The following is a 24,691-nucleotide window of genomic DNA, read 5'->3' as shown; positions in this document are numbered from 1 at the left end:
TGCAGGAGAAGGAGGCTGTCTCATGCAAGTGCAATCGATCATGACCCGCGACCCTGTGGTCGTGCCGCCCGACATGGCCATCGAAGCCGTCGCGCAGCTGCTGGCGCAACGCCACATCTCCGCGGCCTTCGTGGTGGATGGCTCCGGGACGCCCATCGGCGTCGTGAGCGAGGGCGACCTGATCCGCCGCCTGGCGCCGGCGGGCGAGGAGGCGGGACTCGGCTGGCTGGCCCGGCAGATGATCAACCGCGACCGCGCTGCCACGCAGTACGTCAGGACACATGGCCGGCATGTCCGGGACATCATGTCGCCCAATGTCGCCGCAGTGGACGAGAACGCCGCCGTCGGCGAAGCCGTGGAAGTGATCCAGAAGCGGAACGTGCGCCGGGTCGCGGTGCTGCGGGACGGCCGCCTTGTCGGGGTCGTGTCCCGGGCGGACCTGCTGCGCGTGATCATCGCGGAGGGCGACCGGGTCGGCACCGCCGGGCCTGACCAGCGCATCCAGCAGGCGGTGGTGGAGGAGATGCGTCGTCACAGCTGGGCCACCGAGCATCTGACCAGCGTGATCGTCGAGAACGGCATCGTCCGCCTGGAGGGATATTGCCGGTCGGAGGCGGCGCGGCGGGCAATCTGCGTCGCCGCCGAGCGCGTCGAAGGCGTGCGGGGGGTCGAGGACAGGATGGAGATCAGCCCCCTGCACGACTACTCGCTGTATCCCCAGATCTGAGGCCACTGCGGGGCCGGGCGGCATCGTCGCCCGGCCTTGTCCTCACAGCGCCAGGGCGGCGTCCTCGGCGGCGGGCTTCTTCTCCGGAAGCTCGGTCATAGTAGCCTCGGTCAGCAGCAGCAGGCCGGCCACGGAGACGGCATTCTCCAGGGCCACGCGCACAACCTTGGTCGGGCCGAGGATGCCGGCGGCGACCAAGTCGGCATACGCGTTCCTCGCGGCGTCGAAGCCGATGCCCCCTCGCCCGCCCGCATGCGCGCCACCACCACGCCGCCATCCGCGGCCGAGTTCTTGGCGATCTGCCGGGCCGGTGCTTCCAGCGCGCGCCTCAGGATCTGCACGCCAGTCCGCTCGTCGCCCTCGCAGGCCCGTTCGAGGATATCGCTGCCGATCACCCCACGCAGGGGCATGAAGGGTACACCCTTCCCGGAGGCCTGCAGCATGGTGTGGATCGCTGGGCAGGTTGCGTCCCGGACGGTGATGGTGCCGGCCTTCAGTGCCGCTGTGAAGCGCGGCGCAAGGCCGGCCTCACCGAGTGATACCGCGCTGGTCTCCACCTCCGTTACACATCCCGCGCCGATAAGCAGGTCGGTCGCGAAGCCAGAAACCGGCACGCCAAGCAGCGCAGCCCGCGCGCGCCGCGTCGGACCAGTGCCTTGGCCAGTGCGACGGAGGGCAAGGAGTTGTCCGGCGGCATCGCGATCAGCGCACCGTCCGGCACACTCGCGGCCATGGCGTCAAGTTCGATCACAGGGCGATCTCCTCCCGCTTGTCTGAGCCGGCCAAGACATGGGCCCTGCCTCGCGCCTCCCGCATGTCAGGCCGTCCTATAGATCTGACGCGTGACATCCATGTGCCGCTCAACGGCCGCTTTATTCCGCGGCCGCAGCGCGACCCGCTCCGCCAGCAGCATCCGTGTCCGTGGCAGATTGCTCGCGCGCCGGGTTGCCTCGATGAGGTACTGGTCAATGATGTCGCGCTGAGCATGGCTGGCGCCGATCGGCGCGTCATTGTTGTGCAAGGGCGCGAACTCGTCGACGGCACCGGCGTAGTCGCCCTGCTCGAAGCGGAGGATACCACGGCAGAGTGGCAGGCCGATCGCCCGCACCACTGCGGCGCTGTCGCCCGAGTCCTGTGCGGCGAAGTCTTCCATCGAGGCAAGGAGACGTTCGGCCGCCTCGAAGCGGTGCTCCTTCGCGAGGGCCATCATGTAATGCAGATCGGTAAAGATCAGACCATGGTCACCGATGCTCTGCTCGGCGAAATCTGCCAGCTGCGCCCATCGGCTCCCAACATCGATCCCGAGCAGTTCCAGCCGTGCCAGCAGCGAGGCAGCGTTCTGGATGTCGAGGTAGAAGGTCGAGCCGTCGTTCCGCACGGAACGGTCATAGAGATCGAGCACCTGCTCATAATGCCCGCTCTCCAGGTGGAACAGGGCGAGGTGCCACCAGAGATGGCCCTTGAAGGGGTTGCGGTCGGACCAGTGGTTCTCCGGCCGCGTCAGCCAGTCGATGCCTTCCTGCTGCCGGTCCTCCATCTCCAGCACATGCGCGACGGCGTGCAGAGCCCATAGGTCGTTCGGGTTGTGCTGCACGGCCAGCCGGCCGAACTTCTCGGCCTCGCGGTACTGGCCGCACTCCTCATAGCCGAAGGCCAGCATCCCCAGCACATTGCCGTAGCCGGGCATCTCCTGCGGCCAGCGGTCAAGCACGGAGGCCGCACCACCACGGAGCGAGTGCTGGCGTCCCGTCCAGAAGCAGTTGAAGTGGTGCATCCGCAGCGCGACGATGTCGAGCGGATAGGCGCTGAGGAGCTGTTCCCAGACCGTGATGGCCTTGCCGGTCCGGCCCTCCGTCCAGGCGCGCAACGCCTCGATGTGCATCCGCTCACGTTCTGTCGCTCCGGCCGCTTCGGCAGCCGCCGCACGCAGCGCCGACTTCGCGTTGTTCAGGACGGAGAAGGATCCGTACATCATGAACTGGTATCCACGCAGGCAGTGAGCCATCGCGAAGTGGGGGTCCGCCTGGATCGTGTCCTTGATGGACTGCATCGTGGCCAGGCGATACTCGAGCAGGTTCTGCTGGGCAACGCCATAGAGTAGCGCAGCATCCTGGCTGGATGTCGTGAGCGGGTAACCCTGAGCGTCCTTCACGTCGCCCCTCCTGCCTTTCATCACGCCGTTGCGGCGTCTTCATTCTCTGAGCCAAGACCGGAACCCGGGCCTTGCGGATAGACCCTGAACCTCAACCAAGGCCAGGTTGTAGATCCCTACTCGGCCGCGGCCTTCAGGGCTTCGCGCCGGTAGCCATCCCGTGTCTGCGGCAGCTTGCGGTCCAGGAGCCGGGCGGCGATCTGCGTCCGCAGGACCTGCGCCGTGCCGCCGCCGATCGTGAACATGCGCGCGTCCCGCACCATGCGCTCCAGCGGCAGGTTGCGCGAGTAGCCCCGGGCGCCGAAGATCTGCAGCGCGTCGTTCGTGACCTTGATGGCCATCTCGGAGGCCAGCACCTTGGCCTGCGCGGCCAGCAGGGGGTCAGGAAAGGGGTTGGCGCTGTTGGCCGCGTTGTAGAGCGACAGGCGGGCGGCATTGAGCTGCACCGACATGTCCGCCAGCATCCATTGCAGGCCCTGGAACTCGGCGATCGGGCGGCCGAACTGCTGGCGCGACTTGGCGTAGTCCAGGGCGTGTTCGAAGGCCCCTTGCGCGAGGCCGAGCGCCACGGTCCCGGCGCCGACGCGCTGGCTGTTATAGGCGTTCATCAGCTCGGCGAAGCCCCGGCGCCAGCCCCCGGGTGGCTGCAGCGCCATGCTCACGGGGACCTCGGCGTCCTCCATGATCACCTCGCTCTCGGGAATACCGCGCAAGCCCATGGTGGGCTCCCGCCTGCCGATCCGAAAGCCTCTGGTGTCCGGCACCTCAGGGTCGCCGTGGACGATCAGGAAGCCGCCGATACCCTGTTCCTGGCCGGCCTCGTCGAAGACGCGCGCGAAAACGAGGTGCAGCTTCGAGACGCCCGCACCGGTGATCCAGTGCTTCTTGCCGTTCAGCACGTAGACATTGCCACGCTGAACAGCGGAGGTCGTCATCTCCGTCGCGCCGGAGCCGGCATCCGGCTCGGTGATGCAGATCGCGGGCTTGTCCCCGGCCAGCACGATCCGGGCGGCCAGCCTCTTCTGCTCCTCCGTGCCATAGCGCATCACGGCGGAGATGGCGCCCATGTTGGCCTCGACGGCGATACGGCCCGTGACGCCGCAGACCCGCGCCATTTCCTCGACGATGAGGACGGCGTCCAGGAAGCTGCCTCCTGCTCCGCCATATTCCTTGGGGATGGTGTAGCCGATCAGCCCGGCCTCGTTGAGAGCCCGGACATTGTCCCAGGGATAAGCTTCGGCGCGATCGGTCTCAGCAGCGCGGCCACGCACGACGGTCTCGGCAATTTCCCTGGCCAATCCCTGAAGGCGTGCCTGCTCAGGCGTCAGGTTGAGCAGCATCGGAGCGTTTCCTTGTTATCGCGGATTTCGGCCAGATTGGCACACACGACCACAAGGTAAAGCGATAAGGTTTTGCACTTAAGATAAATTAAACTCATGATAGGCTATGGGAATCCGGCATCTGAGAACCCTTGCCATGATCGCCGACAGCGGGGGCTTCAGCGCGGCGGCCGAGCGGCTCTTCATCACGCAATCGGCAGTGAGCCTGCAGATGAAGGCCTTGGAGGAGGAGTGGCGGATCACGCTCTTTGACCGGACCACCCGACCGCCGGTGCTGAACCGGCACGGCTGGACACTGGTCCACCGCGCGAGGGCACTGATCGACCAGTACGACGCGCTCAGGGCGTCCGTTCACGCGGCACCCTCCGAGCTGATCGGATCATTGCGCATCGGCGTCGTTCCCTCGGCCGCGGCGAACCTCCTCCCCCGGGTTCTGCTCCGGCTGCGGGACGTTCATCCGGGGCTGACAATTCATGCGGAGAGCGGCCTTTCAGCTGAACTCATGTTCAAGGTCGGCCAGGGACGCCTCGACGCCGCCGTCGTGACCGCCCCGGATCGCCTGGATATCGGCTTGGCCACCGAGCTGATCCGGCAGGAGGAGCTGAAGCTCTTCGCGCATGACGATTTGGTCCTGCCGGATGTCGATGACATGCTGGCGAAGCGTCCCTTCATCCGGTTCAGCGGGGCAATGGGCGTAGGACGGATCGTGAACGAGGCGCTCCATTCCAGAAACGTCAAGGTAAACGCCATCCTCGAGCTGGATTCCATCGAGGCCATCCTCGGCATGGTCAACCTCGGGCTCGGCATCGCGATCCTGCCCGAGCACTCCATGGCACGTTGGCGAGATCATCGCCTCAACGAGCTGTCGCTCGATCCGCCGGTCCGGCGGAACCTCGTGCTCGTCGCCCGCCGCGAGTACGTCGAACTGCCAGCAGTGGGCTCCCTGCTGGAGACGTTCCGAAGCGTTGCCTTTGATGAAGGGCCGTGAGGAGACCGCTGCCGGGCGATCTCCTTATGCCCCTACCCTTTTCGTCAGCCGGCTCACGGTTCAAGGCCAGCGAGAGGCTTTGCAAGGTATCCGGCCTGCCAGAACAGCCAGGCGTCGTCAGTTGCTCAGAAACGGATTGCGTGCCCGGGGATTGGATTGCCGGGCCGGAAAGGCGCTGGCGAGGTAGTCCACAATCAGCACCCGCATGTCCGGCTCCAGCGGGGTCATGTTCTGTTTCTCCACCATCCAGTCCATCAGCGCATCCCACCGCTCCCGCGTCAGCCCCGAGCGGCGGATGATCGCGGTGGAATGGCAGGCGGTGCAGTTGGCGAAGGTTTCGGCACGGCCGTGGCCGGCCGGCAGCACCTCCTCGGTTTCAGCGGGCGTCTGCACGGCCGCCAGACGGGCGTTCTCGGCCTCCGCCGCCGCCGCGCGCGCCTGTTCTGCCCGCTGCATTTCGGCAAAGGCCAGGGCAGCCGGCGTCGGTGGATAGGGGGCACGGGTCTCGGGCTGGGCCCACCAGCCGGCCTTCTGCCCGCCCAGGACGAGCACCACCAGCACCAGCAGGCCCGCAACCATTCGGCTCATCGTCACGGCGGCGTCTCAGCCCACCAGGATGGCGGCACGGCCGATGGCATTGGCGCCGTAGCCCTGCGGGTTCCAGTTGGGTGCCACATGAGGCTGCATCCGGCCTTTGGTATCCGTGGCGCGGTGCCACACCTCGAAATAGCCGTCGGAGGGCAACTCCACCGCGCCGGCCCAGCGCTGCCAGCTGTAGCGGTTCGGCGGCGGCGACAGCGCCATCTCGTGCCAGGTGGCGCCGAAATCGACGGACACATGCACCGCCCGCGCCTCGTCATCGCCGGCCCAGGCATGGCCGCGCAGGTCGACACGCCGGGTGTTGGCCGGAAGCCGCGTTCCATGCGCCAGGTTCGTCAGCACCGAGCGTACCGGCATCGAGGTCATGTCGGCGAAGGTGGCGCCGTCGTTCTGCGACCCCGGCACGATCGGCCGCACCGGCAGGCGGTAGGAGGTGCCGCCCATGCCCTGCCCCCGGTGCGGCTCGGCCAGCAGGGTAATCCGTGTCAGCCACTTCTGGGACAGAGAGCCCGGCCAGCCCGGCACGACCAGCCGCAGCGGATAGCCATGGATCTGCGGGATCGGCTGCCCGTTCATGCGGGTGGCGATGATCGTGTGCTCCTCCATCGCCTTGGCAACCGGCATGCCGCGCGAGATGGCCGCACGATCGGTGGCACCGGACAGGTGCGGGTCGGCGCCGAAGTGGCCGGTGAAGCGGGCGCTCTCCTTGGGGCCTGCGGCGCGGATCACGTCGCGCAGCCGCACACCGGTCCACTCGCAATTGCTGATGGCGCCGTTGTTCCACTGGTTGCCGCGGGTCTCCGGCACGAAGGCTGCGCGGCCATTGCCACCGCATTCCATCTGCAGCCGCATCGTCACCGCCTCGAAGCGGGACTCAAGGTCGCCGAGGCTGAGGTCGAGGGGGTTGTTCACCTCGCCATCGAGCCTGAAGCGCCACGTCTTCGGGTCGGCGGCGAAGCGGTCTGGAATCTGGCCGTTGTTGCGGATGAACATCTTGTCCGCCGGCGTCACATCGTCGTCGAGCATGATCTCGGGCGTTTCGGCCACCAGCGGCCGCTCGCCGAGCAGGATCAGCGCCGCCTTGCCGTCCATCCGCAGGATCGGCGTATCGCCGGCCGACTGTGCCAGGGCGGCGGGCAACAGCCCGCCCGGCATCCGGGTCCCGAAGGGCATTGCCGCGCCTAGGGCCATGCCCACTACGGCAAGGGACACGCCCTTCAGGGCGCCCCGCCGGCCCCAGGCCAGCGCCTCGGCACGTTCTGGATCGCTGGCAAAAAGTTCCACAAGGCTGCGCTCGGTCTTCATGGTCGCTTGTCCTCCCCCGGGCCGCGAAGCGGCGGCCTTTTGAGAGAGGGACGCGCGAGGAGGGTGTTTTATTCCCTGCCTGCTGCAGATACCCTGCGGCCGTGTCCAAGCAGCGCGACCTGCTCGCACGCCATGGCACGGCGCTGCACCGCTACGCCCGGGCGCTGGCGGGTGACCCCGACCTTGCCCGCGATCTGTGGCAGGAGGCCGCGGCGCGCGCCCTCGCGGCCCGCCCACCACGCGGCACGGAGGCGGAAGCGCGGGTGTGGCTGTTCCGCATCCTGCGCAATGCCTTCCTGGACGTTGTCCGGCGCAACCGGGTGGCACAGGATCACCGGGTGGAGGAAGAGGCGCTGGCTGGCCAGGGCTGGACCGGCGGTGACGCTGCCTTCGCGCAAGTTGCGGTTGCCCAGATGCTGGCCCGGTTGCCAGAAGCGCAACGCGAGGTGGTAGCCCTGGTGGATCTCGCGGGCTTCTCCTATCTGGAAGTCGCGGCGACGCTCGGATTGCCCAAGGGCACGGTCATGAGCCGGCTGGCCAGGGGCCGCGCTGCCATGCTGGAGGCGCTGAGCGAGAACAGGGCGGCGCCACTGCGGAGGAAGTCGGGTTGAGTGGCATGGACGAGCGCCTGAACGGCCTGCTGGACGGCGAGTTGTCGCCGGCGGAGGCTTCGGACACGGCCCGTGCCCTGCGCGATGACCCATCACTGACCGCCCGATTAGCGGATCTGGCGCGACTGAGGGCATTGACCACGGCGATCGACGCCAACCTGCCGATGCCCGGCATGCCGGTTGAACCGGCGCAGCCGCTCTGGCGAAGGCCGGCGCTGGTGGGCGGAACCTTGATCGCCCTCTCGCTGGCTGCGGCTGGTCTCGTCCTGCTCCCGGGGCGGGAAACACCCTCCCTGGCTGCCCATCGCCGCTTCTTAGCCGCAACCGCGGATACAGCCAGTGCTGCTCCCGGCCTGCCCGATTTATCCGCCGCTGGACTGCGGCTGAGCTGGATCGAGCCAACTGGCGGCGGAACCTATGCGGGCTATGTTGGCCCCCGCGGCTGCCGCCTCGGCCTCTGGCTCGGACCTCGTGGCGGCGCTCCCGTGAGTGGCAACGACGGCTGGCGCACCGAGACCGTGGAGCAGGCTGATGGCCGGGTGGTATGGATCGCTACCACGCTCAGCATGGATGCCGGCCGCTTCGCGGCCCTGGCTGAAGTTGTGCGGTCCGGTTCGGCCGCGGGAGCAACACTACTCGCTGAAGCTTCAGCATACTCTGCCTGCCTATCTTGACCGACATAGAGGCTGTCATGGACCTGCGGCCAGTCGAGCGGCCTTCACCAGCCGCCGAAAGCGGCTGGCCCAGGCAAACGACCGCTCGACCACCCAGCGCCGCGGCAGAAGCACGAAGCCGCGCCTGGCCTCCGGCAACTTCACGACCTCCAGTTCGACGCTCTGCCCGGTGGAGGCCTGCACCGCCCGGGCCAGCCGCCCGACCTCAGCACGGTCATCCGTGCTGGCGGGCGTGACATGGAGAGCCAACAGATGGCCCAGCGTGCCGACTGCCAGGTGAAGCTTGGAACCATTCTTGCGCTTGGCGCCGTCATACCCCGCCCGCTCGCCGCTCTCAGGAGAGGAGCGCAGCGTCCGACTGTCCAGAATGACAGCGCTGGCCTGCGCCTTTCGCCCGGCCGCCAGGCGCAGCACCGTCCGCAGATCCTCGGCCAGAGCCTCGAAGCAACCTGCCGCCAATCAGCGCTGGGCCTGCTGGTACACCGCGGCCCAGGGCGGCAGGTCGTTCGGCATCCAGCGCCGGGGTGCGCCGGTCTTGATCACGTAGCGCAGGCCGTTGAACACCTCGCGCAAGCTGTGCTCACGCTGTTGGGCATCCTCAGACAGCAATGTCAGGTAGGGCGCCACCAACGCCCATCCGTCGTCGGAAACGTCAGAGGGGTAGGGCTTGCGGGCACTCATGCCCCGCAGCCTGATCGTGACCCACCCGCAGATCCATAACAGCCTCTAGCCGCCGATCCCGGCTGTACGGCGCCTGGTTCAGGAGACGAGCGCGGCTTTTGCCTGGACGAACCGCCTCCGCCGCCTCGTCATCCGCTGCGAGCGCAGGCTCGACATCCATCATGCCTCCACCGCCTGCGCCCGCTCCTTCATCTGCCTCAACGCGTTTCGAGGACGGCTTGGAAAGCGCATCGGATGTCGAAATCCAACAGCAAGGACTGCGCCTGAGAAGCTTGTCCAATGTAACCCAAACATGCTAATGATAATCATTATCAACATTTGAATGCATTGCCATGAGGCTGCCTCGATGAGTCCAACCAACCACCAGACCAGCACATGGCTGGTTGTCCGTCATGGCAGCCGCCAAAGCGATGTGGCTAACGATCTGGCTGGAGTATCGTTTGGAACCCGCCCTGATGCGCTCATCAGGCAGGCAGCCGGAGCCGTGGTGCTCCTTGGCCTTTCCGTTGTCCCGGCTGCCTATGCGCAACAGGCAGCAAATCCTGATGTAGCGTCACCGGCAGCGGAGACCGGCTCTACACCTGGCGTGATCACGCTGCCAACCTTGAATGTCACGACTGACGCTGCACCGGCGGCGTTGCCGCCGCCATATGCGGGTGGCCAGGTCGCGCAAGGTGGATCGCTGGGCCTGCTGGGTGCCAGGAGCGTGCTGGACTCGCCCTTCAGCACCACCAGCTACACATCCGAACTGATCGAGAACCAGCAAGGCCGGACCGCGGCCGATACGCTGATCAATGATTCCTCCGTCCGCCTCACGACCGGCAGCAACGGCTTCGACGATACCTTCTCGATCCGCGGCTTCCAGGTCGGCAGCCAGGATGTCGGCCTGAACGGCCTGTACGGCCTGATCTCCTCCAACCGCGCCCAGGCGGCGTATATCGAGCGGATCGAGCTCCTCAGAGGGCCTGGCGCGTTCATCAACGGCATCTCGCCGGGTGGCAGCATCGGCGGCGGCATCAACATCATCACCAAGCGTGCCGGCGATCAGCCCCTGACCCGCCTGACGCCGACCTTCATGAGCGACGGCAATTTCGGCATCCAGGCCGATGTGGCCCGCCGCTACGGGGCGAACAACGAGTGGGGCGTGCGCTTCAATGGCCTGTATCGCGATGGCGAGGCCTCGATCGACGACGGCAACCTGCGCAGCGGCCTCGCCGCGTTGGGGCTGGATTACCGCGGCGACCGGCTGCGTTGGTCTGTCGACGGCATCTTCCAGCGTGACGACACGAAGAACTTCCGCCCGCAGCTCACCCTGCTGCCCACCATCGCCTACATCCCGTCTCCGCCGGACGCGCGCAGCAATTGGTATCCCGGCACCAGCCTGCGCCAGCAGGACAGCACCATAGCCACCCGGGTCGAGTACGATGTGACGGACTCGGTGACGGCCTATGCCGCCATCGGCTACCGCGACGGGTGGAATGAGCAGACCTTCCCCGACTCCCGCCCCGGCGGCGCCAATGCGCTCGGCAACTTCCCGCTCACCAATTCCTACTACGATTCCTACAGCGAGACCGTGAGCGGCACCGTGGGCGCCAATGTCCGCTTCAACACGCTGGGCATCGGCCACACCCTCAACATCGGCTATTCGGGCCTGCGGCAGGAGGCGGGCAACGCCTACATCCCCTCCTCCACCGGCTATCCCTCCAACATCTACAACCCGGCGCCGCTGCCGCCCATCACCGCCCCGCGCACCGATCCGCGGCGGGCGTCACTGACGGAATTCTCGAGCCTCGCGGTGGCCGACACCCTGTCCTTCCTGAACGACCGGGTGCTGCTGACCGGCGGCGTCCGCTTCCAGAACGTGGAGGTCAACAGCTACAACACCGCAACCCAGGCGCGGACAAGCCGGTACGACGCGGATGCGACGACACCGCTCTTCGGGCTGGTGGTGAAGCCCTGGCAGAACGTCTCCCTCTACGCGAACTACGCGCAGGGCCTGACGCGCGGAACCATTGTCGGCGCCGGCTACGGGAACACCGGCGAGGTCCTCGCCCCCTACAAGTCCGAGCAGTACGAGGCGGGCGTGAAGGTGGATTGGGGCCGCGTCACCACCGTCGCCTCGGTGTTCCAGATCGCCCGGCCAAACTCGATCCGCACGCCCGAGAACAATCTCGCCTATGACGGCGAGCAGCGGAACAGGGGCGTGGAACTCTCCGCCTATGGCGAGGTCGTGCCGGGGTTGCGCGCCCTGGCCAGCGCGACCTTCATCAGGCCCGAGCTGACCAGCCCCACCAACCCTGCCGAGCGTGGCAACGACGCGGCGGGCGTGCCGGACAAGACCTTCTCGGGTGCCCTGGACTGGGACGTGCCGGGGGTGACCGGTCTCGCCCTGAACAGCCGCCTGATCTACACCTCGGGCGCCTACCTGAACACCGCCAATACGCTGCGCTTCGACAGCTGGACACGCGTGGATTTCGGCGCCCGCTATACGACGGAAATCTCCAACAAGCCGGTTACGCTGCGTGCCAACCTGGAGAATGCCTTCGGAGAAAATTACTGGCTCACTACCGGTAACTTCGTCACCGTAGGGTCCCCGCGTACTTTCATTGTATCCGCTTCCTTCGATTTCTAGCCTGACAGCCATGTCTTAAACTGGCTGTCTTGCGCAGCGGCATACATCGCTTTTCGAAACCTGCCCTGCAGTACCTTGGGGCAGATAAGGAAGCAGGCGAGCGCGGCGAAGGCATGGTGGATGTCAATCCTGCGCTCGTAGCGTATAGCTTGTCTGGTCTGCGAGGGGGTTGCCCGGGTTTCCTGCAGCAGGCAGGCGCCGGCCGGTGACGAGGTGGCGCTCGATGCCTGCCTGGCCGCGATCCACCGGGTTCGCGGCCTGTTCCGGCGCTCCCTCTTGGCTGCAATGGACGCGCTGCGCGGCTCCAGCCGATGCGGTCCGCATGGCGCAAGCGCCGCAGCAGCAACTCATGGTGCAGCCGGTCCCACACACCAGTCTCCTGCCAGCCCCGCCAGCCGCCGCCAGCAGGTGATGCCAGATCCGCAGCCCCTCTCCCGCGATATGCCGAGCGGGGAACGAAGAGGATGCCGCTCAAGGCGGCTCGGGGAGGTACCGCTGGTCGCCCGCCCTTCGTGGCTTGGATTCCTCCGGCGGCAGCAGCGGCTCGATCACCGGCCAGAGTTCATCTGAGATCAGGGGCTTCGCCCTGCCACTCAGATCTGTGCGGCCCTGCCATCTGCCCAGGTTTTGAAAGGCACCGTAAATGTTGAGTTGCGTCAACTGGCCTTTATGCGCGCATCCTGCGCCAGCTTCCGCCAGCGGGCGATATCAGCCGCGACGAAGGAGCCGAACTCCGCCATGCTCTGCGGCATGGGCTTCGCTCCTTCGAGCGCCAGGAACTTCGTGTAGCGCTCAGTCCCGATGATCTGGTTGATGGCGCCATGCAACTCCTCCCGGATGGGAGCCGGGGTCCCCTTCGGCGCCAGCACGCCCCACCAGACATCCACGGCGAAGTCGATGCCGGTCGCCTCCTTCACCGTCGGGATCTGCGGCGCGTAGCTCATCCTCTCGCTGCTGGTATAGGCGAGCACGGGGACCTGGTTGCTGGTGACGAGGTTGCTGATGGAGGCCAGCGTCGTCACCATGATATCCACCCGCCCCGCCAGCAGGTCCGCCTGCGCGGGCGAGATCCCGGAATAGGGCACCGGCTCCATGCTCAGCCCGGCGGCGGCATTGAACGCCTCCATGGTGAAGTGGCCCACCGCACCCATGCCGGCCATGGCATATTGCACCCGCCCGGCACCCTCCCGCGCCGCCCCCACCAGGGTGCGCATGTCCGGGAAGCCGTTCGGCTTGGTCACGATCAGCATGGGGGCCAGGCAGATGCGCGCCACGGGATCGAAGCTCTCCAGCGCGTCGTAGGGGGTCTTGAGATAGGTGGAGCTGGTCGCGAAAGAGGTCGAGGCGAGGAGAAACGTGTAGCCGTCGGGCGGCGAATTTGCGACGAAGCCGGCGCCGAGCGTGCTGCCGGCGCCCGGGCGGTTCTCGACGATGACCGGCTTGCCCAGCGTGCCCTGCAGCGCCTCGGCCAGCGGCCGGGCCAGCGCGTCATTGCTGCCGCCCGGCGTGTAGGGGACCACCAGGCGGATCGGCCGGTCCGGCCATTTCGCCTGGGCGGGCCGGGCCCACAGGGCAGGAAGGGCGAGGCCGGAGAGGCCGCCGACGAGGCCACGGCGGCTGATGGAGACTGTCATGGAGATCCTCCGCTGAAGGCACTTCGACAGGCAGTGCCGGCCTGTTGTGCTCTTGTACGAACAACCGTATCTAGGCTTAGAGAGACAAGTCAACCAAGCATGTCGAGAAGCAAGCTCCCGATCCGTCCCTCGCTTCCCGCCCGGGAGGCGCGCTCCGCCCCGCTCTCGCCCGCGGTCAGCCAGCTGCTGTCCAGCGCCCAGCCGCGCTATGCGAGCGTGGCCGCCACCCTGGCGGGCGAGATCCTGGACAAGGGGCGGCCCGTTGGCTCGCTGCTGCCGACCGAGCAGGAGCTCGCCGAGCACTTCGCCGTCAGCCGGTCCACCATCCGGCAGGCGCTGCGGCGGCTGCGCGAGCTGGGCCTCGTCGCCGGTGCCCAGGGGGTCGGCACGCGCGTCATCGCCGACCAGCCGCGCAGCGACTACGTGCTGGCGGTGCGCTCCGTCACGGACGTGATGGGCTATGCGACGCCCACCCGGCTGGAACTGCTCTCGCGCGAGACGGTGACGGCGGATGCCGCCCACGCCGCACGGATCGGCGCCGAGGCCGGCAGCCGCTGGGTGCACCTGCGCGGCCTGCGCTGGCCGGAGGACCGGAGCCGCCCGCCGATCTCCGTGGTGGACCTGCACGTGGCGGCCGAGTTCGCCGCCGTGACGACGCTGCCCGAGTTGGTGACGACGCCCGCCTACCGGCTGATCGGGCAGCGGATGGGCGTGGCGGTGGCCGAGGTGTTGCAGGAGATCACCGCCATCAGCCTGCCGGCCGCCGTGGCGGAGCTGCTGGCGGTGCCGGCCGGCTCGCCCGGCCTGCATATCCGGCGGCGCTTCCTGGCGGCGGATGGCCGCCTGCTGGAGGCCACCGAGAACCACCACGCCGCCGCGGACCGCTTCGCCTACGCGCTCCGCCTCGGCGCGCCGGAGGGCGAAGGCTAGGGCGGCCTCCTCCGCCCGGCCGTCGCCTTCGCGCGGATGGGGCGCTAGACGCTGCGGCCGCCGCCCCCGGCCAGCGCGGCGGCCTCGAGGATGGGCGCGACATCATCGGCCTGGTCGATCCGCCAGAGCCGGCCGAGCACGGCCTCCGCCGCCGCGGCGCCGAGCACGGGGGCGGCGAGGTCCAGGAACTTCGCGCTGATCCCATCGTCGGAGAGGCGGTTGCGGGCGCCGCCGAAGGGCTCGGGCACGTAGCGGTGCAGCCGGCGGCCGTCCCGGGTGGTCACGGTCACATGGGCGCTGCGCTTAGACGGATAGTCGGCCTCGCAGCCCGGGTCGACGACCACCGAGACGCGCCCGGCGAGGGCCAGCGTCTCCGGGTCGGCCCGGTGCGCGGCGCTGAAATCGGCGAGGCTGACGCGGCCCGCGCGCAGCGCCGTGGCGATGACGAAGGGGAAGCTCATCTGCGCCGTGGTCATCTCCGACCACCCCACCGCGCCATGCGTGGCGGCGATGGCGTAGGTGCCGATCTCGACCCGCTCCACCGCCTCCGCCGTCATCCCCTCCTCCCGCAGGATGGCCAGCACGGCATCGATGCCGGGATGGATGTGGCGGCAGCAGGCATAGGGCTTGATGTAGCAGTTGGCGACCGCGAGGGGGCTGTCCGGGTGATGGCCGCCAGCACTCATCAGGTCGATCGCCGCGCCGTCGAAGGCGCCGGTGTCGCCGCCCGCATAGGCGTGGAAGAAGCCCTCCTTCATCTCCAGCGCGCCGCGCGGGGCGGGCAGCCCGGCCTCGGTGAGCAGCGCCGCCATCAGCCCCTCGCGCGCCGCATGGCCGGGATGGGTGCGCTTGACGTCGCCGCCGCCGAGGAAGGTGAACAGGCCGGCGGCATAGGAGGCGGCGGTGCCGATGGCGTTCTCCACCGCCGCGGCGTCCATCCGCATGAGGGAGGCGCCGGCGACCGCCGCGCCGAAGACGCCGGCGGTGCCGGTGTTGTGGAAGCCGCGCCAGCGGGCGCGCGGATGGCTGGCGGCGGCGATGCGGCAGCAGGCCTCGTAGCCCGCGACGATGGCGGTCAGCAGCGCCTCGCCGCTGGAATGGCGCAGGAAGGCGAGGCTGACCGAGGCCGGCACCACCACCGCGCCGGGATGGACCGAGCCCGGCCGGTGGCCGTCATCCAGCTCCAGCCCATGCGCGCTGGTGCCGCCCAGCCAGGCGGCGCTGAGGGCGTCGTAGCGCTCGCCGAGGCCGGGCACCGGCACCATGCCGGCACCCACGCCCGCTGCCCGCATGGCGTTGCGCCCTGATGTGGTGGCCTCCTGCCCGGCGCCGGCGATCATGGCGCCGAGCGTGTCGATGAGGTGGCGCCGCGCGGCCTGGCGCGCGGCCTCGTCGATCGCGGCGTAGCGCAGCCCGGCGGCGAAGCCGGCGAGGCGCGCCGTGGGGCCGGCGGTGCCGAGCCGGCTGGCTGTGGCGGGGGCGAGGGGGGTGTCGAGGTCCATGCGGGCGTCTCCCATCCGGCCCCGATGGGCCATTGTCATGTTGTACGTACAACACTATAAGAACCCAAAGCCCGCCGCAAGCGCCCCGCCGGGCGCCCCGACGGCCGGCGAGGGAGAGAAGCATGGAGCGGGATATGCCGCGGAGGGCGGGCGACGCCCCGCCGCTGGCCATCGAACGTCAGGGCCGTGTGGCGACGCTCACCTTCAGCCGCCCGCCCAACAACCACATCGACCGCGCGCTGGTCGTGCTCCTGGCCGAGGCGATGGCGGCCCTCGATGCCGATGACGGCGTGCGGGCCGTGGTGCTGGCCGGCGCCGGCCGGCATTTCTGCGCCGGCGCCGATTTCTCGGGCGGCGATTCCGGCGGTCTCGACACGCCGCGCGACGCGCCGGGCGAGACGCTCTACCGTCAGGCGGCGCGGCTGCTGCGCGGCCGCAAGCCGGTCGTCGCCGCCATCCAGGGCGCGGCCATCGGCGCCGGACTTGGCCTCGCGGTGGTGGCGGATTTCCGCATCGGCTGCGCCGAGGCGCGCTTCGCCGCCAATTTCACCCGGCTCGGCTTCCACCCGGGCTTTGGCCTCTCGGCCACCCTGCCGCGGCTGATCGGTGCGCAGAAGGCGGCCCTGCTGTTCTACACCGGCCGCCGCATCGACGGCGCCGAGGCGCTGCGCATCGGGCTGCTGGACGAGCTGGTGCCGCAGGCCGAGGTGCTGGGCGCGGCGCAGGCGCTGGCCGAGGAGATCGGCCACTCGCAGCCGCAGGCGGTGCAGAGCGTGCGCGCCACGCTGCGCCGCGGCCTGCCCGACCTGTTCGACCAGGCCATCGAGCGCGAGTTCGAGCAGCAGGTGTGGCAGCGCCGGATGGAGGACTTCGCCGAGGGCCGCCGCGCCATGGCCGAGCGCCGCCTGCCGGATTTCCAGGGACGCTGAGGGAGACCCGATGATGGACCAGACTCTCGCGGCGGATGCCCCACCGCACGCCCCCGGCCAGACGCTGGCCGATGCCCTGTTCCGCCCGCGCAGCATCGCGCTGATCGGCGCCTCGGCGGACCCGGCGAAGAACACCTCGCGCGCCCAGCGCGTGCTGCAGAAGGCCGGCTACCGCGGCCGCATCCTGCCGGTGAACCCCGGCCGGCGCGAGATCTTCGGCGAGACGGCCTATCCGGACATCCGGGACGTGCCGGGGCCGGTGGACCATGCCTTCCTCATGGTGCCGCCGCCGGCGGTGGAGCAGGCCATCGCCGGCTGCGCGGAGCGGGGCGTGCGGGTGGCCACCATCTACAGCGCCGGCTTCGCCGAGATGGGGGAGGCCGGGCGGCAACGTCAGGAGCGGCTGGTGGCGCTGGCCCGCGAGGGCGGCGTGCGGCTGGTCGGGCCCAACTGCCTCGGCCTCGTCAACGTCACCGATGGCGTGCCCATCACCAACAACGCCGCCGTCGAGGCGGAGCCGCTGGAGCCGGGGCCGCTCGGCCTGATCTCGCAGAGCGGCAGCATGATGGGCGCCCTGCTCTCGCGCTGCCGCACGCGCGGCCTGTCCTTCTCCAAGCTCGTCTCTGTCGGCAATGAATGCGACCTTGGCGTGGGCGAGATCGCATCGCTGATGGTGGAGGACGCGGCGACCGAGGCGGTTCTGCTGTTCCTCGAGACGCTGCGGGACGCCGAGGCGCTGGCCCGCGCCGCGCGGCGCGCCCATGCGCTGGGCAAGCCGGTGATCGCCTACAAGCTCGGCCGCTCGGAGGTCGGGCGGCGCATCGCCGTCTCGCACACCGGCGCCATGGTGGGCGGCGACGAGCTGGCCGACACCTTCTTCCGCGAGAACGGCATCCTGCGCGTCGACACGCTGGAGGGGCTGGTGGAGCTGCCGCGCCTGGTGATGGGCCGGCGCCCGCCGAAGGGCCGCCGGGTGGCCGTGCTCACCGGCACGGGCGGCGGCGCCGCGATGGTGGTGGACCGGCTGGGCTCTCTCGGCATTGAGGTGGCGCCGCCGCCGGAGGCAATGCGGGCGCGGCTGGCGGGGCAGGGGATCGAGGTGTCGGACTCGCCGCTGATCGACCTGCCGATGGGCGGCGGCAAGGGGCAGTACACCACCGTGCTGAAGGAGATCGTGGCGGGCGAGCATTGCGACGCCGTGGTGGCGGTGCTCGGCTCCACCGCGCGGCTGCGCCCCACCCAGGTGGAGGAGAACATCCTCTCCGTCTATGACGGCAGCAAGCCGCTTGCCGTCTTCTGCGCGCCGCAGGCCGATGCGGCGCTGGCGATCTGCGACGCGGCCGGGGTCGCCGGCTTCCGCACGCCGGAGACCTGCGCCGACGCGCTGAACGCCTACCTCTCCTGGCGCGCGCCGCGCGGCCTGGAGGCGCCGGACCCGGCGGCGGCGGGCGCGCGGGCGCTGCTGCAGGGCTATGGCCCGCGCCGGCTGAACGAGGCGGAGGCCTGCGCCGTCTTCGCGGCGCTGGGCATCGAGGGCCCCGGCAGCCGGATCGTGGCGGATGCGGCGGAGGCCCGCGGCATCGAGGGGCCGGCCGCGGTGAAGATCGTCTCGCCCGACATCGCCCACAAGACCGATGCGGGGCTGGTGCGGCTCGGCCTGCGCGGGCCGGAGATCGCGGCGGCCGTGACGGAGATCCTGGCACGCGCCCGCGCGGCCTTTCCCGCTGCCAAGCTGGAGGGGGTGCTGGTGGCGCCGATGCAGCAGGGCCTCGCCGAGGTGATCCTGGGCTACCGGCACGACCCGGAGGTGGGGCCCGTGGTGGTGCTGGGCCTCGGCGGCGTCACCGCCGAGTTGTCGCGCCGCACCGCCGTGCGGCTGGCGCCCGTCTCGCTGGAGACGGCACAGGAGATGATCGCGGCCATCCCCGAGCTGCGCGCCATCCAGGGCTACCGCAACCTGCCGCGCGGCGACGTGCCGGCCCTGGCGCAGGCGATCCGCGCCCTCTCGCTGCTGGCCGCGCTGCCGCGGGAGATGGTGGCCGAGGCGGAGATCAACCCGCTCATCGTGCGCCCCGAAGGTCAGGGCGCCGTCGCCGTCGATGGCCTGGTCGTGCCGGGCTGAGCGCGCCGCAGGGAAACGAGGAACGCCCATGGACATGATGATGAACGACGAGAGCCGCATGCTGCAGGATCTCGTCCAGCGCTTCGTCGAGCGCGAGCTGATGCCGCTGGAAGCCGCCGTGCTGAAGCGCGAGGCGGAGACCGGCAGCTACCGGCTGCTGCCGGAGGAGGAGGCGCCACTGCTGGAGAAGTGCCGGGAGCTCGGCCTCTGGGGCCTCGACGTGCCGGAGGAGATGGGCGGCGTGAACCTCTCCGCGCTGGACCGGCTGATGGTGGAGGAGGAGGTCTCCCGCACCATCACGCCCTTCGAGTTCCCGCCGGACAGCCCGAACCTGCACATGCTCAAGGCCGTGGCGACGCCGGAGCAGCGCGAGAAGTACATGGTCCCCTATGCCGAGGGGCGCATGAAGTCCTGCATCGCCATCTCCGAGCCCGGGGCGGGCGGCGACCCGGCGGGCATGATCACCCGCGCGGTGAAGGACGGCTCGGACTGGGTGATCAACGGCCGCAAGATCTGGGTCAGCCGCGTGCCCTACTGCGACTTCATCATCCTGATGGCGCGCACCGGCGAGGGGAAGCGCGAGGAGGGCGTCACCGCCTTCATCGTGGAGAAGGACACGCCGGGCTTCATCATCGAGCGCGAGATCGCGATGATCGGCGGCAAGAAGACCTATGAGCTGGTCTTCGAGGATTGCCGCGTGCCGGAGAGCCAGGTGCTGGGCGAGCTCGGGCGCGGCTACGCGCCGATGCAGCTGCGGCTGAACATCCGCCGCCTGCAGGTGGGCGCGCGCTGCGTCGGCATCATCGGCCGCGCGCTGGAGATGATGATCGACCAGGCCAACAACCGCGCGACCTTCGGCGTGAAGCTGGCGGACCGCCAGGCCATTCAGTGGTGGATCGCCGATGCGGGAATCCGCGTGCACGCCCTGCGGCTGATGGTGCAGGCCGCTGCGAGGACACTGGATGCCGGCGGGGATGTGCGCCACGAAGCTTCCATGATCAAGGTCTTCGCCACGGAGACGGCGCAGGAGGTGCTGGACCAGGCCATGCAGTGCCACGGCGCGATGGGAATGACGCGGGAGCTGCCGTTGCAGCTTTTCTACCAGCAGGTCCGGCTGATGCGGATCTATGAAGGCCCGACGGAGGTGCATCGCATGGCGATCGCACGGCGCATGCTGAAGTCGCGCGGCAGTCGGTCCTGACCGCCAGCGCGTCGGTGCCGCCCTGGGAATGGCGCAGCAACGGCAGCACCGCGCCCCGGAGCCGCAGCAGGGGCGGCATCCCATATGAGCGGCTCTGTCGCCGAGGACTGGGCGGTCAGGAGGCTCGAGGGTACGCGGCTCGGCTATCTCGCCATGCGCTGCGGCTGTTCTTCGGCGGGCACAGGGCGCTGCATGACTGCGCGCGACGCTGGCGATCCTGGCAAGGCCGCTGCCCCACTTACCGGCGTGACGGAGCTGCGCGCCTGCTGAGGGCCGCCCGCCAAGCCTCCTGGCGCATCTGGGCGGTGGAGGCACCCTATTGAGAGGCCAAGGACCGCCTCAAGGCGCGCGGCTGCCGCTGGAACGGGGACGCCACGGCAGGGCAGCCACGCGCCCGGTACACCGGCGTACCGGAAACCCTGCAGCGGGCGGAACTGGGCTTCCTTTGGCGGGAGACCTATGGCCGGGAGATGGAACTGCCCCGTCAGCGTCTCACTGACCAGGAGCGCTTCCCAGAGCGGGGATGGAGGATCATCTGCCTGGGAGCGAGCCTGGCATTGAGGCAGCCTTGTACGGCTGGAGGTCTCGCAGGCGATGGTCCGCGCCGCGGCCTGCATTCCTTGGTGCCCGGATGACGATCCACCCCAGGCCCCCTGATTCCCCAGGCTCCATGATTCGCAGCAGCCATGGTGTGCCTGGGCTGTCGGCGTTAAGGCTGCCAACCCACAAGAAGATTTCCGGAGACCGCAGCATGACACCAACCGATGATTCCTGGCGGGAGGTCGTGACGACGGCCCGCTCCAGGGCCCGCGACCTGGCGCCGGAGCTGCGGTCCGTGGTGCTGACCCACGACCCGGATGCCGAGACGCTGGACCTGATGCGGCCCGGCGGCGCGGTGCCGCTGGCGGTGCTGCAGGAGGCCAACCGCGCCGTGGCCGCCGAGATGCTGCGGCAGGGCGTGGTGGTGCTGGTGCAGCAGGCCGACCGGGCCGCCGCCCGGCGCTGGCGGGATGCGTGGCAGGACGGCGCCGGTGGCCCTGCCGCCTGGCGCGACCGCAGCCGACTGCTGCACGGCACCGAGGCCCTGCGGCGGATCGGCGTGGAGGCTCCGGCTCCATCGCGCCCGGAGAAGGGCGCCGGCACCCCGGCCGACCGGCTGGTGCGGCTCTTCGCCAGTGAGGATGGCGCCGCCTTCGAGGCCTGCGCCGAAGCCCTGATCGCCCAGGGGCGCGACGGCGTGCTGGAGCAGGCGGTGCGCAAGGTGGCGCAGCGCCATGGCGAGGAGGCGGCCGAGGATCTCTCGCTGGAGCTTCTGGCGCTGGCCGAGGCGGCGCCGGTGGGCCCGTCCGGCTGGGCCGGGCTGGTGTCGCTGCCCGTGGCCCTCCCGCCCGACGCGCTGCCCGACCCGGCGGCGCTGGCGGAGAGCTTCCTGGCCTGCGGCGCGCTGCCGGAGGCGGCCTCCCTGCACCTGCTGCCGCACTGGTACATGCCGGAGGCCATTGCCACGCTGACCCCCGTCGAGGCCCGCCAGACGCTGCTGGCCCTGGTGGCGGGCGAGGCGCCGGCCGCGCTGCCGCCGGCTGCTCCCGAGGCGCTGGCGCAGGGTGGGTTCGGCGTGCTGCTGGGCCTGCAACTCGACTGGGACGTGCCGCTCTGGGAGGAGATCGCCGAGGCCGGGTTGCCCGAGCCCGCCGACGAGGACGCCCCGCCCACGCCAGAGGAGGCGGCCCTGGCGGAGGCGTTCGACCGCTGGCGCGGCATGGCCTTCCAGGCCTTCGGCGGCTGCGTGCCACTGGCGCTGGTGCCGCTCTCCGAGACCGGGGCCGAGATCGCCGACTTCCTGGAGGAGGCCGGCGAGCAGAGCAGCGTATTGCGGGAGATCCAGGACTTCGTCGCGGTCGCTCGGCAGGAAGCGCTGGAGGAGGAGGTGGTCTGTCTGCCGCGTGCCGAGGAAGGGCAGTTGCATCTCACGCTCTACACCCGCTCGGGCCGGCTGCTGGACGAGATCACGCTGGAGGCGGAGCGCCTGCCGCTGCCGGCCACCGAGATGCCGGCGCTGCTGGAGGCGATCGTGCCACTGGTCAGTCGTCCGCCGGGATCGGCCTGAGCCCCAGAAGGGGGCGGTGCGCCCTGTCTTCCAGCACTGGCCCGTGGCCGTGCAGAGGCGGAACTGCGGAGCAGGAGCAAGGGGCTGTCTCCCGCCAAAGCCCTGCTTCCGCTGTCAATCAAGTCTTTGTTCTTGATTCGTTCTGCGATTCGCCTTTAGCGTCGCCTCATGGCTGACCTTGATCCTGACGCTGCGCGTCCGCTGCCCCTGCCCTCGGGCTTCTCCCCTGCCCTTGCCGATGAGGTGGCGGAGGCTTTGGCCTATGCGCTGCGCTACGACGAGCGCGGCCGGGCAAGACCTTCGGGCGGGCCCCTGGTCGCCAGCCTCGCCGCCGAGCACCTGGTGCAGCACCTCGAGCGTGCCGGCTTCCTGATCCTCAAACGGCCGCCCGACCGGCTGCACAGCGCCGGCTGAGGGTGCCGTGGCTCCCTCCGAGGCCCGGCTCGAGGCGCTGCGGGACCAGCTGGCCCGGATGGAGCGCGGCGGCGGCGGCGCGGCCTTCCTGCCCCTGCCCCTGGCCCCTGCCATCGACCGGCACCTGCCCGGGGGCGGCCTGGCGCGCGGCGCGCTGCACGAGATCCAGATGGCCGACCGCAATGCCGGCTTCGCCTTCGCCGCGCTGATCCTCGGCCGCACCACGGGGCCGGTGCTGTGGATCGCCCCCGCCGCCGACACCCCCTGGGCGCCCGGGCTGCATTGCCTCGGCCTGCCGCCCGAACGGCTGCTGCTGGCCGGCTACCGGCAACCCGCCGATGGGCTGTGGCTGCTGGAGGAGGCGCTGCGCACGCCCGGGCTGGGCGGCGCCGTGCTGCGGCTCGATGTGCTGGACCTCACCGCCTCGCGCCGCCTGCAGCTGGCGGTGGAGGGCTCCCCCCGCATCGGCCTGCTGCTGCGCGCGGCGGCCGAGCACGGGCCGTCGAGCGCCACCAGCCGCTGGCGCGTGGCCTCCCACCCTGACCCTGCCCTGCGCCCCTGCTGGCGGCTGGCGCTGCTGCGCTGCCGCGGCGGCCAGCCCGCCGCCTGGCTGGTGTGCCACGAGGGCGGCGCGCTGCAGGTGGAGGCTCTGCCATGAGCCGCCGCTATCTTGCCCTGGCGCTGCCGGACCTCACCCTCGACCGCCTGCGCCGGCAGCACCCCGCCCTGGCCGGCCAGCCCTTCGCGGCCTGGGCCAGCCGCGGCCCGCGCCGCTGGCTCACTGCCGTTGCCGCGCCAGGGCTGCAACCCGGCCAGGCCGTGGCGGACGCCCAGGCCATCCATCCGGGGCTGCTTCTGTTCGAGGCCAGCCCGGCGGCCGATGCCGCGCTGCTCACCCGCCTGGCGCTGTGGGCGATGCGCTTCACGCCGCTGGCCGCCGTGGACGGTACGGATGGGCTGATGCTCGACGTCACCGGCGTCGCCGGGCTGTTCGGCGGCGAGGCCGCGCTGCTGGCGGCGGTGGAGCGGAGCTTCGCAGCGGGCGGCTATCGGGTGCGGGGCGCCATCGCCGGCGCGCCGGGCACCGCCGCCGCCCTGGCCAGCGCCGCGGGGGCGCCGTGCCTGCTGCCCGGCGAGGCCGGCCCCGAGATCCTGCCCGCCGTGCCGCTGGCCGCGCTGGGGCTGCCCCCGGCGACGCTGCAGGGCCTGGCCCGGCTCGGCCTGCACAGCCTGGGCGATGCGCTGCGCCAGCCGCGCGCGCCGCTGGCCCGCCGCTTCGGCCGCCCCCTGCTGGATGCGCTGGACGATGCCACCGGCGCCCGCCCGCGGCCGATCCACCCCCTCCGCCCATTGCCCGACTTCATGGCGCTGCGCGACCTGCTGGAGCCCATCACCACCCGCCCGGCCATCGACCGGGTGCTGGCCGTGCTGCTCGACGAGCTCTGCGCGGCGCTGGCCGCCGCCGGCCAGGGCGCCCGCCAGTGGGTGTTGCGCGCCTTCCGGGTGGACCGGGCGGTGCAGGAGCTGGCGATCGGCACCGGCACCGCCTCGCACAGCCCGGCGCATCTGGCGCGCCTCTTCGCTCTCAAACTCGACCGGCTGATGCCGGAGCTCGGCTTCGAGCGGATGGTGCTGGAGGCCACGGGCACGGAGCCGCTGGCCCACCGGCAGGCGCCGCTCCACACCGGCCCGGAGGAGGCGGGCGCGGATCTGACCGCCCTGGCCGAGTTGCTCGACCGCGCCGCGCCGCGCGTGGCGCTGAGCCGGCCGCTGCCGCTCGACAGCCACTGGCCGGAATACGCCGCCGCGCCCGCCGCGCCGCAGGCGGTGCCGGTGGTGCCAACCGGCTGGGGCGGGCCGATCCGCCCGGTGCGGCTGCTGGCGGAACCGCTGCCGGTCACGGTGACGATGGAGGAGCCCGGGGGCGTGCCGCTGCAACTCCTCCAGGGCACGCGCCGGCACCGGGTGCTGGCCGCCCTCGGGCCCGAGCGGCTGGAGCCGGAATGGTGGGGCGAGGACGCGCACCGTCCGGCGCGCGACTACTACCGCCTGCAGACCGCCGAGGGGCCGCGGCTCTGGGTCTGCCGCCTGCGCGAGGGCGCCGCGGCGCCGCGCTGGTTCCTGCACGGGGAACTGGCCTGA

At 70.3% G+C, this 24,691-nt stretch carries 21 protein-coding genes and 1 pseudogene; 13 read left to right on the top strand and 9 right to left on the bottom strand.

What is annotated here, in order from left to right; genetic code table 11:
- The first annotated feature begins 22 nt into the window (after window positions 1-22).
- Window positions 23-727, top strand: a complete 705-nt coding sequence (locus ACFOY6_RS17120) for a CBS domain-containing protein (RefSeq protein ID WP_379651735.1) — start codon at window positions 23-25, stop codon at window positions 725-727.
- A gap of 42 nt (window positions 728-769) precedes the next feature.
- Here the strand turns inward: ACFOY6_RS17120 and ACFOY6_RS17115 are convergent, their stop codons facing one another.
- The 4 genes from ACFOY6_RS17115 to acdA all read right to left on the bottom strand — a co-directional run bounded on the left by ACFOY6_RS17115 (window position 770) and on the right by acdA (window position 4,219).
- A complete protein-coding gene (locus ACFOY6_RS17115) occupies window positions 770-925 on the bottom strand; it encodes a hypothetical protein (protein ID WP_219929806.1) in 156 nt (51 codons plus the stop codon).
- 364 nt (window positions 926-1,289) lie between these two features.
- A complete protein-coding gene (locus ACFOY6_RS17110; RefSeq protein ID WP_245906617.1) occupies window positions 1,290-1,478 on the bottom strand; it encodes a hypothetical protein in 189 nt (62 codons plus the stop codon).
- A 66-nt stretch (window positions 1,479-1,544) separates the two neighbouring features.
- Entirely contained in the window at window positions 1,545-2,879 is a 1,335-nt protein-coding gene (locus ACFOY6_RS17105; RefSeq protein WP_379637419.1) for a tetratricopeptide repeat protein, read from the bottom strand.
- A 116-nt stretch (window positions 2,880-2,995) separates the two neighbouring features.
- Window positions 2,996-4,219, bottom strand: a complete 1,224-nt coding sequence (gene acdA, locus ACFOY6_RS17100; RefSeq protein WP_379637421.1) for a 3-sulfinopropanoyl-CoA desulfinase — start codon at window positions 4,217-4,219, stop codon at window positions 2,996-2,998.
- Window positions 4,220-4,325: 106 nt separating this feature from the next.
- On the opposite strand from acdA, the gene ACFOY6_RS17095 reads away from it, so the two are divergent.
- On the top strand, window positions 4,326-5,207 hold the full coding sequence (locus ACFOY6_RS17095) for a LysR family transcriptional regulator (protein ID WP_109518747.1): 882 nt from the start codon (window positions 4,326-4,328) through the stop codon (window positions 5,205-5,207).
- Between the two features lie 117 nt (window positions 5,208-5,324).
- Here ACFOY6_RS17095 and ACFOY6_RS17090 read toward each other — a convergent pair whose 3' ends face one another.
- Together ACFOY6_RS17090 and ACFOY6_RS17085 are read right to left on the bottom strand one after the other, a co-directional pair.
- Window positions 5,325-5,801 (bottom strand): hypothetical protein, encoded by a 477-nt coding sequence (locus ACFOY6_RS17090; RefSeq protein WP_146201953.1) that lies wholly within the window; start codon window positions 5,799-5,801, stop codon window positions 5,325-5,327.
- A gap of 9 nt (window positions 5,802-5,810) precedes the next feature.
- The gene (locus tag ACFOY6_RS17085; protein WP_379651734.1) at window positions 5,811-6,980 is read right to left on the bottom strand and encodes a sulfite oxidase; all 1,170 of its coding nucleotides are present in this window, start codon (window positions 6,978-6,980) and stop codon (window positions 5,811-5,813) included.
- A gap of 233 nt (window positions 6,981-7,213) precedes the next feature.
- On the opposite strand from ACFOY6_RS17085, the gene ACFOY6_RS17080 reads away from it, so the two are divergent.
- Together ACFOY6_RS17080 and ACFOY6_RS17075 are read left to right on the top strand one after the other, a co-directional pair.
- The gene (locus tag ACFOY6_RS17080) at window positions 7,214-7,723 is read left to right on the top strand and encodes an RNA polymerase sigma factor (RefSeq protein WP_181378255.1); all 510 of its coding nucleotides are present in this window, start codon (window positions 7,214-7,216) and stop codon (window positions 7,721-7,723) included.
- A 5-nt stretch (window positions 7,724-7,728) separates the two neighbouring features.
- Window positions 7,729-8,397 (top strand): anti-sigma factor family protein, encoded by a 669-nt coding sequence (locus ACFOY6_RS17075; RefSeq protein WP_146201951.1) that lies wholly within the window; start codon window positions 7,729-7,731, stop codon window positions 8,395-8,397.
- Window positions 8,398-8,439: 42 nt separating this feature from the next.
- Here ACFOY6_RS17075 and ACFOY6_RS17070 read toward each other — a convergent pair.
- A pseudogene (locus ACFOY6_RS17070) lies at window positions 8,440-9,078 on the bottom strand (transposase); the annotation flags it as partial.
- Between the two features lie 706 nt (window positions 9,079-9,784).
- On the opposite strand from ACFOY6_RS17070, the gene ACFOY6_RS17065 reads away from it, so the two are divergent.
- Window positions 9,785-11,710, top strand: a complete 1,926-nt coding sequence (locus ACFOY6_RS17065) for a TonB-dependent receptor (protein ID WP_379651733.1) — start codon at window positions 9,785-9,787, stop codon at window positions 11,708-11,710.
- Window positions 11,711-12,366: 656 nt separating this feature from the next.
- On the opposite strand, the gene ACFOY6_RS17060 is transcribed toward ACFOY6_RS17065, so the two are convergent.
- Window positions 12,367-13,344 (bottom strand): Bug family tripartite tricarboxylate transporter substrate binding protein, encoded by a 978-nt coding sequence (locus ACFOY6_RS17060; protein ID WP_379637432.1) that lies wholly within the window; start codon window positions 13,342-13,344, stop codon window positions 12,367-12,369.
- A 99-nt stretch (window positions 13,345-13,443) separates the two neighbouring features.
- Here ACFOY6_RS17060 and ACFOY6_RS17055 point away from each other — a divergent pair, with 99 nt between their 5' ends.
- Window positions 13,444-14,274, top strand: a complete 831-nt coding sequence (locus ACFOY6_RS17055; RefSeq protein WP_379637434.1) for a GntR family transcriptional regulator — start codon at window positions 13,444-13,446, stop codon at window positions 14,272-14,274.
- Between the two features lie 44 nt (window positions 14,275-14,318).
- Here ACFOY6_RS17055 and ACFOY6_RS17050 read toward each other — a convergent pair whose 3' ends face one another.
- The gene (locus tag ACFOY6_RS17050; RefSeq protein WP_379651732.1) at window positions 14,319-15,776 is read right to left on the bottom strand and encodes an MmgE/PrpD family protein; all 1,458 of its coding nucleotides are present in this window, start codon (window positions 15,774-15,776) and stop codon (window positions 14,319-14,321) included.
- Window positions 15,777-15,910: 134 nt separating this feature from the next.
- Here ACFOY6_RS17050 and ACFOY6_RS17045 point away from each other — a divergent pair, with 134 nt between their 5' ends.
- The 7 genes from ACFOY6_RS17045 to ACFOY6_RS17015 all read left to right on the top strand — a co-directional run bounded on the left by ACFOY6_RS17045 (window position 15,911) and on the right by ACFOY6_RS17015 (window position 24,691).
- Window positions 15,911-16,705, top strand: a complete 795-nt coding sequence (locus tag ACFOY6_RS17045; protein ID WP_379651731.1) for an enoyl-CoA hydratase/isomerase family protein — start codon at window positions 15,911-15,913, stop codon at window positions 16,703-16,705.
- A 13-nt stretch (window positions 16,706-16,718) separates the two neighbouring features.
- Window positions 16,719-18,827, top strand: a complete 2,109-nt coding sequence (locus ACFOY6_RS17040; protein ID WP_379651730.1) for an acetate--CoA ligase family protein — start codon at window positions 16,719-16,721, stop codon at window positions 18,825-18,827.
- Window positions 18,828-18,855: 28 nt separating this feature from the next.
- Entirely contained in the window at window positions 18,856-20,028 is a 1,173-nt protein-coding gene (locus tag ACFOY6_RS17035) for an acyl-CoA dehydrogenase family protein (RefSeq protein WP_379651729.1), read from the top strand.
- A gap of 751 nt (window positions 20,029-20,779) precedes the next feature.
- On the top strand, window positions 20,780-22,135 hold the full coding sequence (locus ACFOY6_RS17030; RefSeq protein ID WP_379651728.1) for a hypothetical protein: 1,356 nt from the start codon (window positions 20,780-20,782) through the stop codon (window positions 22,133-22,135).
- Window positions 22,136-22,303: 168 nt separating this feature from the next.
- On the top strand, window positions 22,304-22,549 hold the full coding sequence (locus ACFOY6_RS17025) for a hypothetical protein (RefSeq protein ID WP_379637448.1): 246 nt from the start codon (window positions 22,304-22,306) through the stop codon (window positions 22,547-22,549).
- Between the two features lie 7 nt (window positions 22,550-22,556).
- Complete coding sequence (locus ACFOY6_RS17020; RefSeq protein ID WP_379651727.1) at window positions 22,557-23,207, top strand: ImuA family protein; 651 nt, start codon at window positions 22,557-22,559, stop codon at window positions 23,205-23,207.
- Complete coding sequence (locus ACFOY6_RS17015; protein WP_379651726.1) at window positions 23,204-24,691, top strand: Y-family DNA polymerase; 1,488 nt, start codon at window positions 23,204-23,206, stop codon at window positions 24,689-24,691. The genes ACFOY6_RS17020 and ACFOY6_RS17015 overlap by 4 nt, the downstream gene beginning before the upstream one ends.

The organism is Teichococcus aestuarii (assembly GCF_042651065.1).
GTDB classification, from domain to species: Bacteria; Pseudomonadota; Alphaproteobacteria; order Acetobacterales; family Acetobacteraceae; genus Pseudoroseomonas; species Pseudoroseomonas aestuarii.
Note: the sequence above shows the minus strand (reverse complement) of the source record. Positions and strands in the feature narration are given on the sequence as shown.